Source organism: Pseudomonas sp. IPO3778 (genome assembly GCF_013386825.1).
Lineage (GTDB): Bacteria > Pseudomonadota > Gammaproteobacteria > Pseudomonadales > Pseudomonadaceae > Aquipseudomonas.
Genome location: NZ_JACARC010000106.1, coordinates 292 through 9,485, shown reverse-complemented (window position 1 = coordinate 9,485; position 9,194 = coordinate 292). Strand labels below are relative to the sequence as shown.

Below are 9,194 nucleotides of genomic sequence, written 5' to 3'. Positions count from 1 at the left end.
AGCAACGGATATGTACCCAAATCCAATCCCCGCCTAAGAATTCCGAACCCCCAAAAGACTCATCAACCCCGCCAACGGAAAATCCCCCTCCAGCTCAGCCAAACTCGCCGTACTCATAGGCTGCGGCTGCCGCAAATGCCCATGCTGCAAATAACTGATCAGCCCCCCCACAAACGGCTGATGGCTAACCAGCAACACATCATCGTCATTGTCGAGATACTTGAGCACCTCCAGCGGATTACTCTCCGGCGTCAACCAGGGCACCGTCCGAATCTCCGGCTCAAACCCCAACGCCTCACGCACCAACTGCGCCGTCTGCTGCGCCCGCACATAGGGGCTGGCGATGATCGCCCGGATCGGCTGCCCAATCAGATACGCCGCACTGCGCAGCACCTCTTCGCGCCCATGCGCCGTCAAATTACGCTCGGCGTCCGTACGCGCATGCCCCTCGGCCTCACCGTGACGCAACACCCACACCTTCATAGCTTGGGTTCCTCATCACGAGCCGGATGCGGCGCCGGCGGCACGCTGTGAGCAGCCTCACCCTCCGGCACACGCGGCGTCGGCCAATCAGCAAACGGCCAAGGCTTCTGATCACTGTGAAAGCTGCCAAACCGCCCAATCTGCGCCAAAAACTGACTCAAGCTGTCACCAAAATTCATCAACCCCAGGTTCGGCGCCCCGTACACCAGCCGGTAAACCAGTTGCACCACCACCAGGGCGCCCAGCAGAAACTGCGCCACTTGCCACACCAGGGCAAACACCAGCATCCACAGGACACGCAAACCAATGGACTCATATTTGGGTGCTGCTTTCGGATCGTTCATCGCGCGTTCCTCAGTTGAAACCACTGGTGGAAATAAAGTCGACATCGGTCTTCGGCTCGGCCCGCATGAGCAACTCGATGACCTGGTTCAAGGTACGCCCTTCAAACAGAATCGCATGCAAACCCGCAACCAGCGGCATGTACACCCCCACTTCCTGGGCCTTGGCCTTCATCACTTTCAGGGTGTTGACGCCTTCGGCCACTTCCCCCAAACGGGTCACGGCGTCATCCAGGCTCAAGCCCTGGCCGAGGGCAAACCCGACCTGGTAGTTGCGGCTTTTGGGTGACGAGCAGGTAACGATCAAATCGCCCACGCCCGCCAGGCCGAGGAAGGTCATCGGGTTGGCGCCCTGGTTGACTGCAAAGCGCGTCATCTCGGCCAAGGCGCGGGTGATCAGCATGCTCTTGGTGTTTTCGCCCATGCCCAGCGCAACAGCCATGCCGGCGATGATCGCGTAGACGTTTTTCAACGCCCCACCCAGTTCGACGCCGAAGCGGTCGGCGCTTGCGTACACACGGAAGGTGCGACCGTGCAGCACTTCCTGCACCCGTTCGCACAGTGCCTCGTCTTCACTGGCAACCACGGTGGCGGTCAGTGCGTGCTCAGCCACTTCCCGCGCCAGGTTGGGGCCGGACAACACGCCAATGCGCGCGGCGGGGGCGATTTCTTCAAGGATTTCGCTCATCAACTTGAAGGTATGCGCTTCGATGCCCTTGGTCAGGCTGACCAGTAACTTGCCTGCCAACCGCTCGGCATGGGGCGCCAGCACCGAACGCAAGGCGCTGGACGGCAACGCGACGAAGCACAGGTCGCACTCGGTCAGCGTTGCCAGCAAATCAGTGACCGGCTCCACGGCCGGGTGAATCTTGATGCCTTTAAGGTAACGGGGGTTTTCCCGGTTGACCCGAATGGCCTCGGCTTGCTCGGGGTCACGCATCCATTGACGTACCCGATGACCGTTTTCAGCCAGCAGATTAGCCACGGCGGTACCAAAACTTCCGCCTCCCAGGACCGCAATAGGGCGCTGTTCAGTCATATGCAATCCGTTAATCCATAGCAGTGGCGATGGCCGCATTATACGGAGCGACCCGCCTGCGGCCAGCCCCCGCGTCAATTCAAACGCTCGTCGGAAAATGCGACAAAGGTGCGAAGTAATTCCGGGGGCGACGACTGGCAAAAGGCCCCACCTCAGTTAACATGGGCGGCTATCCGTAATTATCAAGGCCGTGCCGTGTCTTTGGGCCCTCCTCCTCGCTCATCTCTTGTCCTGACGTTGTTGTGCATGCCGTGGTGCAGTGCACCGTTGCTGGCGGACGATCTGTTCCTCGACAGCCAACCGCTGCCGCAGGTACTGACCGCCACCCGGCTCAAGCAATCGGCCGCCGCCGTGCCCGGCAGCATGACGGTGATCGACAGCGAGTTGATCAAGGCCAGCGGCGCGCGGGATATCCCCGAGCTGCTGCGGCTGGTGCCCGGGATGATGGTCGGCTACACCACCGGCAACCAGGCCGCCGTGAATTACCACGGCACCCAGGCCGGTGACGCCCGGCGCATGCAGGTGTTGATCGACGGTCGCTCGGTTTACCGGGCAGGCCTGGCGACCGTGGACTGGAGCGATATTCCGGTGGCGCTGGAAGACATCGACCGCATCGAAGTCTTCCGCGGCCCCAACACCGTCAGCTACGGCGCTAACGCACTGATGGCCGTCGTCAATATCCTCACCCGCTCGCCTGCCAACAGCCACGGCACCCGCATGAAACTCACCCAGGGTGGACGCGGAGTCAACGACTGGTATGCCAGCCAAGGCATGGGGTGGGAAACCGGCGACCTGCGGCTGTCGCTGTCCGGGCAACAGGACGATGGTTTTGACAGCGACCGCGTGGGCGCCGACCGCCGCGACAGTCGCCGCCTGAGCCGCTTCAGCCTCGCCGTCAGCCAGACCCTGAATGCACAACAAAGCATCGACTGGCAGTTGGACGCCAAGGAAGGCACCAACCAACGCCCGTATACCTACCAACCGGTATTCGACGGGATTACCGAAGGCGGTGACAATTCTGACGTCAGCGCCAAGGATTACGCCGGTTCCCTGCGCTGGAACTTCGACTTCAACCCCGATCACAGCCTGTATATCCAGGGCTCGGCCCAGCAGTGGGATCGCCGGCAGATCTGGCGCGCCTGCGACGCCAAGGTGTCGTTCAGCCCGGAGCTGACCCAGTTGTGGCAGCTCAATCCCAACTATGCCGAGCGCTTGGCCCGGCACATGGACACCTACAGCCAAGGGACCGCTCCCCCGGGCAGCGCCGCCGAACAAGCGTTGGGCAACCAGGTGCTGGATCAATGGCGCAACGGCGCGAACCAGAGCGTCTGCGGCAACATCGACCAAAGCACCAAGGAAAACCGCTACGACCTGGAGGTCCAGGACACCCTCAGCCTGTCCGACACCCTGCGCCTGGTCAGCGGCATGAACTACCGCTACGACCGCGCCGACTCCGACACCTACTTCAACGGCACCATTGACGACACCACCTGGCGGCTGTTCGGCCACCTCGAATGGCGCGCCAGCGAACACTGGCTGTTGCAGGGCGGCGCGATGTACGAAGACACCCACCTGAGCGGCAACTCGCTGACGCCCCGGGTGGCCGTCAACTACCTGATCAACCCGCGCCACGGCCTGCGTGCGGTGTACTCCGAAGCCATTCGCTCGCCGGACATGTTCGAAAACAACGTCAACTGGAGCTACCGCGTCACCAACCTCAGCTCGCCCGCCTACGGCCAGAACTCGGGGCAATACTTCGTGGTGACCCGTGGCCCGGGCAACCTCGACAAAGAGCTGATGCGCTCCCGAGAACTGGGCTACAACGGCTTTTTTGCCGACATCGGGCTGAACGTGGACGTGAAGCTGTTCTACGACGAAATCAGCGACATGGTCAGCGAGCCCCTGCGCAACAACCAGTACATCGCGAGCAACTCAAACAGCTCGCGCTTTACCGGCACCGAAACCCAGCTCGACTGGCGCATGAGCACCGCCGACCGGCTTCGCGTCACCTATGCTTATGTGGACGCCAGCGCCACCAACCCGCTGGACAAACAGCAAACCGCCCGCAACAGCGGCTCGGCCGGCTGGATGCGTGAATGGGGCCATGGCTGGTCCAGCGCAGTGTTCTACTATGGCGACGACGCACTCAACCAATATCGCTTCGAACGGGTCGACCTGCGGGTGGCCAAGCGCATTGCGTTGGGCAAAGCCAATGTGGAACTGGCCGGCATGTTGCAACAACGGCTCGACAATCAGCCCACCACCTGGCCCGACAACAACTATGACCAACGCCACGTGCTCTACTTCAGTGCGGAGTTAGAGTTCTAGCATGGACCGCGCCTCGTCACGGATGACCCACTCCTATACCGCCCGGCTCTGGCGGCGCTGTGTGTTGCTTGGGGTTTTACTGTTTGCCGCCCCCGCCTGGGCGGCGGATATCCTGCTGACCGCCGACGAAGACGGCCCGGGCGTACAAGCGTTCGTCCAGGCCCTCGCCCGGCAGCGCCCCGACGACAGCGTGACATTCAGCGCGCTCAAAGACCTCCCCGCCCCCGCGCACTTGCCGGCCAGCACCCGCCTGATCCTGCTGGACCTGCCCAGCCTCGACTGGCGCCTGCAAGACACCCAGGGCCCGCCGACCCTGGTGCTGCGTATCAGCCGCCTGCAAGCCCGCCAGCGCCTGGGTGACAGCGTGCCACCCAAGATCAGCCTCTTGTGGAGCGACCCGCCACTGGACCGCCAGCTGCGCCTGATCACCGGCATCCTGCCCCAGGCCCGGCGCATCGGCGTGCTTTATGGCATCGACAGCCAATTCCTGCTCCGCGAACTGCGCCAGTACGCGGCGCCCATGGGCCTGGAGATCGTGCCCCAGCTTTGGGACAACATTAATGACAGTCGGCCGCTGCAAAGCCTGTTCAAGAACAGCGACGTGCTGCTCGGGCTGGACGACCCTCAGTTATACAACCCGAAAACCGCAAAAAACCTGCTGCTCAGCAGCTACGCCAGGCAATTGCCACTGGTGGGGCCCAACGCCGGGTTCGTCAAGGCCGGCAGCCTGGCCAGCACCTACAGCGATCAGGCCGACTGGCTGAACGTGCTCGACCGGCTACTGGACCATGCACCGTCCGCCTGGCCGCGTTCGTTGTACCCGGAACGCTTCAAAGTCGTGGGCAACCCGCAGGTTGCGCGCTCACTGGGGATCGAACAGGTGGACGAAACCAACGTCGCCGCCCGCCTGGCCGAAGGAGAAAAACGCCCATGACCTTTCGTCGCCGTTGGGACATCAATACCCGAACCCAGCTCATCACCCTGGGCCCGGCACTCCTGCTGACATTGTTGTTGATCAGCTTCTTTACGTTCGTGCGGATCCAGGACTTGCGCCAGGAGCTGGACCACACCGGCCAATTGATCGCCAACCAACTGGCGCCGGCCACCGAATACGGGGTGATTTCCGGCAACAACGACGTGCTCGAAAGCCTGTTGCGCGCCACCCTGGCCACGCCACATGTGCGCTTCCTGGAGATTCAGGACAGTTCGGAAAACATTCTGGTGTATGTCGAGCAACCGTCGGAGAAGCACGATCGCTCGCTGTCGGTGAAAGTGTTCCAGGCACCGATCCGCCTGCAACATATCCAGCTGGGCAATGACTTCTTCCAGGACAGCACCGCAGAGCCCAAGGCGCCCCGCGCGGATTACCTGGGCCGGGTGATTGTCGGCATGTCCAACGATGCGTTCAGCCAGCGCCAGCAGGAAATCCTGTTCAAGGCCGGGATTCTCGCGCTGTTCGCCCTGCTGTTTACCTTCCTGCTGGCCCGTCGCCTGGCCGCCAGCCTGTCCCAGCCCATCAGTGCCATGGGCAATGCGGTCAAGGCTATTCAGCAGGGTGACTACCAGACGCCACTGCCTATTGTCGATGACTCGGAATTGGGCGATCTGTCGCGCCATATCAATAACCTGGCCGACGGTTTGAACCAGGCCAGCCGCGAACAGCACCAGGCCATGGCCCAACTGATCCAGACCCGCGAAGAAGCCGAGCGGGCGAACAATGCCAAATCGGATTTCCTGGCAATGATGAGCCATGAACTGCGCACGCCGATGAACGGCGTGCTGGGCATGCTGCAATTGCTGGAAACCACCGACATGACCGAGGAGCAGACCGAATACGCGGCGCTGGCCTCGGAGTCCACCGAGCACCTGTTGAAGGTGATCAACGATATTCTCGACTTCTCGCGCATTGAGCGCGCGGCCCTGGAGCTGGAACACATTCCGTTCGACCTGGTGGAGCTGATCAGCAGCTGCGCCCAGGCCTTCCAGCATGCCGCCCAGCAACGCGGGCTGGCGCTTGAAGTGCCCATCCCGCAGGGCCTGGGCTCACTGCAAGTGCAGGGCGACCCGACCCGCATCCGGCAAATTCTGGTGAACCTGATCGGCAACGCCCTCAAGTTCACCGAGCACGGCACCGTCACCGTCGAACCGCACTGGCAGACCCTGGACCACCAATTGCTGTGGTTCACCTGCACCGTACGGGACAGCGGGATTGGCATTTCGACCGAACGCCTGGAATTGATGTTCGATGCGTTCCAGCAAGCCGACAGTTCCATTTCAAGACGTTACGGCGGCACCGGGCTGGGCTTGCCTATCGCGCGCACCCTGGCCGAACGCATGGGCGGCACCCTGCGCGCCCAGAGCGAAGAAGGCCAGGGCTCGGTGTTCACCCTGGAAATCCCGCTGGCGATCTACCAGCAGAGCCTGCCGGTGCCCGCACCCAACGCCGAAGGTAATCCCAGCGCGGGCGAAGGCCGCAACGTATTGCTGGTGGAAGACAACCCGGTCAACCGCACCGTGGTCGAAGCCATGCTGCGCAGCCTGGGGTTCGAGGTGAGCATCGCCATCGACGGCGCCGAAGCGATTCGCAGTGCCGAGAGCCTGATTTTTACCGCGATCCTGATGGATTGCCGGCTGCCGGGCATTGATGGCTATGAAGCCACCCGGCAGATTCGCCAGTTGCCCGGTTGCGCCGACCTGCCGATCATTGCCCTCACCGCCAATGCCTTGCAGGGCGACCGCGAAGCCTGCCTGGCCGCCGGAATGAACGATTACCTGGCAAAGCCGTTCAAACGCACGGATTTACAGCAAATCCTACAGCGATGGGTGCAGTAACACGGTGCCATCAGCCAACTGCGACTGGCGTGAAAGACGAAAGTGCGGCAGTCTTAGGCACCCGAACGGGCCCGTAAACCGGCCCGGTTTATAATTTCAGTGCACAAGTGTACATTCATGACCTTGACGCTGTGACTTTCACTACAACGCAATAGTCTATGTGTAGGCTGCCGACATGAGGCATGAACGCGTCGTCGGCCAGGAAGATTTACCCTGCCCTGCCGCATGGGATTATTGAGGAGCTCGCATGACCAAACAAAACGCCTTTACTCGGGAAGACCTGCTGCGCTGCAGTCGCGGTGAGCTGTTCGGCCCAGGTAACGCGCAACTGCCCGCCCCGAACATGCTGATGGTGGATCGCATCACCCATATCAGCGAAGAGGGTGGCAAGTACGGCAAAGGTGAATTGGTCGCCGAGCTGGATATCACCCCTGACCTGTGGTTTTTCGCCTGCCATTTCGAAGGCGATCCGGTGATGCCGGGCTGCCTGGGCCTCGACGCCATGTGGCAGCTGGTTGGCTTCTACCTGGGCTGGCAAGGCCTGCCGGGCCGCGGTCGTGCCCTGGGTTCGGGCGAAGTGAAGTTCTTTGGCCAGGTCTTGCCGACCGCCAAGAAAGTCACCTACAACATTCAAATCAAGCGCGTCCTCAAGGGCAAGCTGAACCTGGCCATTGCCGATGGTTCGGTGACTGTCGACGGTCGCGAGATTTATACTGCCGAAGGCCTTCGGGTCGGCGTATTCACTTCCACTGACAACTTTTAAGGGTTATCCGCATGCGCCGCGTCGTTATCACTGGTCTGGGCATCGTTTCGTGCCTGGGCAATGACAAAGAGACCGTCTCCGCTAACCTGCGTGCAAGTCGCCCTGGCATCCGCTTCAACCCGGAATATGCCGAAATGGGTCTGCGTAGCCAGGTTTCCGGCTCCATCGACCTGCCCCTCGAAGAGCTGATCGATCGCAAGATCTATCGCTTCGTCGGCCACGCAGCCGCTTACGCCTACCTGGCCATGAAGGACGCGATCACCGATTCCGGCCTGAGCGAAGACCAGGTGTCCAACGTGCGAACCGGCCTGATCGCCGGTTCCGGTGGCGCGTCGACCTTGAACCAGATGGAAGCGCTGGACATCCTGCGCGAGAAAGGCGTCAAGCGTGTCGGCCCGTACCGCGTCACGCGGACCATGGGCAGCACCGTTTCCGCCTGCCTGGCCACGCCGTTCAAGATCAAGGGTGTGAACTACTCGATCTCCTCCGCTTGCGCCACCAGTGCTCACTGCATCGGTACTGCGGTAGAGCAGATCCAGTTGGGCAAGCAAGACATCGTGTTTGCCGGTGGCGGTGAAGAAGAACATTGGAGCCAGTCGTTCCTGTTCGACGCCATGGGTGCTCTGTCGACCCAGTACAACGAAACCCCGGAAAAAGCTTCCCGTGCCTACGATGCCAAGCGTGACGGTTTCGTCATCGCCGGCGGTGGCGGCATGGTGGTGGTCGAGGAGCTGGAACACGCCCTGGCCCGTGGTGCGAAGATCTACGCGGAAATCGTCGGCTACGGCGCGACGTCCGACGGCTACGACATGGTTGCGCCAAGCGGCGAAGGCGCCATCCGCTGCATGCAGATGGCAATGTCCACCGTTGATACCCCGATCGACTACCTGAACACCCACGGCACTTCGACTCCGGTCGGCGACTCCAAGGAAATGGAAGGTGTGCGTGCGGTATTCGGCGACAAGGCTCCGGCGATCAGCTCTACCAAGAGCCTGTCGGGCCACTCCCTGGGCGCTGCTGGCGTTCATGAAGCGATCTACTGCCTGCTGATGATGGAAGGCAACTTCATGGCAGGTTCTGCCAACATCGAGGAACTGGACCCGGAAGTGGCTGACATGCCGATCCTGACCAAGACCCGTGAAGACGCCACCATCAACACCGTGATGAGCAACAGCTTTGGCTTTGGTGGCACTAACGCTACCTTGGTGCTGAAACGCTGGCAGGGTAAGTAAGGCCTGCAGCTTGATCATCTGAAAACGCCCCGACTGGTTCGGGGCGTTTTTTTTTGCGCCTCGTGAATGGGGTGTATATCCGTTATTTGGGTGATGGCGACTATTGGTTCCGCTCTTACAGCGGGTCACTTTTGGAAAGAGCCCAAAAGTAACCAAAAGGCTCTTGCCCCACCACT

General features: G+C 61.4%; 8 protein-coding genes. 5 read left to right on the top strand and 3 right to left on the bottom strand.

Annotated features, from left to right (window positions below; translation table 11 throughout):
* Positions 1-33: 33 nt before the first annotated feature.
* The 3 genes from sixA to HX855_RS32360 are packed head-to-tail and all read right to left on the bottom strand — an operon-like array spanning position 34 to position 1,863.
* Positions 34-483, bottom strand: a complete 450-nt coding sequence (gene sixA / locus HX855_RS32370; RefSeq protein ID WP_177091480.1) for a phosphohistidine phosphatase SixA — start codon at positions 481-483, stop codon at positions 34-36.
* The gene (locus HX855_RS32365) at positions 480-827 is read right to left on the bottom strand and encodes a DUF4389 domain-containing protein (RefSeq protein WP_177091482.1); all 348 of its coding nucleotides are present in this window, start codon (positions 825-827) and stop codon (positions 480-482) included. Before HX855_RS32365 ends, sixA begins: the two co-directional genes overlap by 4 nt.
* A 10-nt stretch (positions 828-837) precedes the next feature.
* Positions 838-1,863 (bottom strand): NAD(P)H-dependent glycerol-3-phosphate dehydrogenase, encoded by a 1,026-nt coding sequence (locus HX855_RS32360; RefSeq protein WP_177091484.1) that lies wholly within the window; start codon positions 1,861-1,863, stop codon positions 838-840.
* A 195-nt stretch (positions 1,864-2,058) separates the two neighbouring features.
* Between HX855_RS32360 and HX855_RS32355 the strand changes: the two genes are divergently transcribed.
* The 5 genes from HX855_RS32355 (at position 2,059) to fabB (ending at position 9,018) form a co-directional block, all read left to right on the top strand.
* Positions 2,059-4,191, top strand: a complete 2,133-nt coding sequence (locus tag HX855_RS32355; protein ID WP_177091486.1) for a TonB-dependent receptor domain-containing protein — start codon at positions 2,059-2,061, stop codon at positions 4,189-4,191.
* Between the two features lies 1 nt (position 4,192).
* The gene (locus HX855_RS32350; RefSeq protein WP_177091488.1) at positions 4,193-5,125 is read left to right on the top strand and encodes an ABC transporter substrate-binding protein; all 933 of its coding nucleotides are present in this window, start codon (positions 4,193-4,195) and stop codon (positions 5,123-5,125) included.
* Positions 5,122-7,023 (top strand): ATP-binding protein, encoded by a 1,902-nt coding sequence (locus HX855_RS32345; protein WP_177091490.1) that lies wholly within the window; start codon positions 5,122-5,124, stop codon positions 7,021-7,023. Before HX855_RS32350 ends, HX855_RS32345 begins: the two co-directional genes overlap by 4 nt.
* Positions 7,024-7,270: 247 nt before the next feature.
* On the top strand, positions 7,271-7,786 hold the full coding sequence (fabA, locus tag HX855_RS32340) for a 3-hydroxyacyl-[acyl-carrier-protein] dehydratase FabA (protein WP_003210552.1): 516 nt from the start codon (positions 7,271-7,273) through the stop codon (positions 7,784-7,786).
* 11 nt (positions 7,787-7,797) lie between these two features.
* The gene (gene fabB, locus HX855_RS32335) at positions 7,798-9,018 is read left to right on the top strand and encodes a beta-ketoacyl-ACP synthase I (RefSeq protein WP_177091492.1); all 1,221 of its coding nucleotides are present in this window, start codon (positions 7,798-7,800) and stop codon (positions 9,016-9,018) included.
* The last annotated feature ends 176 nt before the right edge of the window (positions 9,019-9,194 follow it).

What these genes read in the sequence shown, in the direction of transcription:
- sixA (WP_177091480.1), bottom strand. Translation starts at nt 483, where the DNA reads ATGAAGGTGTGGGTGTTGCGTCACGGTGAGGCCGAGGGGCATGCGCGT.
- fabB (WP_177091492.1), top strand. Translation starts at nt 7,798, where the DNA reads ATGCGCCGCGTCGTTATCACTGGTCTGGGCATCGTTTCGTGCCTGGGC.
- fabA (WP_003210552.1), top strand. Translation starts at nt 7,271, where the DNA reads ATGACCAAACAAAACGCCTTTACTCGGGAAGACCTGCTGCGCTGCAGT.
- HX855_RS32350 (WP_177091488.1), top strand. Translation starts at nt 4,193, where the DNA reads ATGGACCGCGCCTCGTCACGGATGACCCACTCCTATACCGCCCGGCTC.
- HX855_RS32345 (WP_177091490.1), top strand. Translation starts at nt 5,122, where the DNA reads ATGACCTTTCGTCGCCGTTGGGACATCAATACCCGAACCCAGCTCATC.
- HX855_RS32365 (WP_177091482.1), bottom strand. Translation starts at nt 827, where the DNA reads ATGAACGATCCGAAAGCAGCACCCAAATATGAGTCCATTGGTTTGCGT.
- HX855_RS32360 (WP_177091484.1), bottom strand. Translation starts at nt 1,863, where the DNA reads ATGACTGAACAGCGCCCTATTGCGGTCCTGGGAGGCGGAAGTTTTGGT.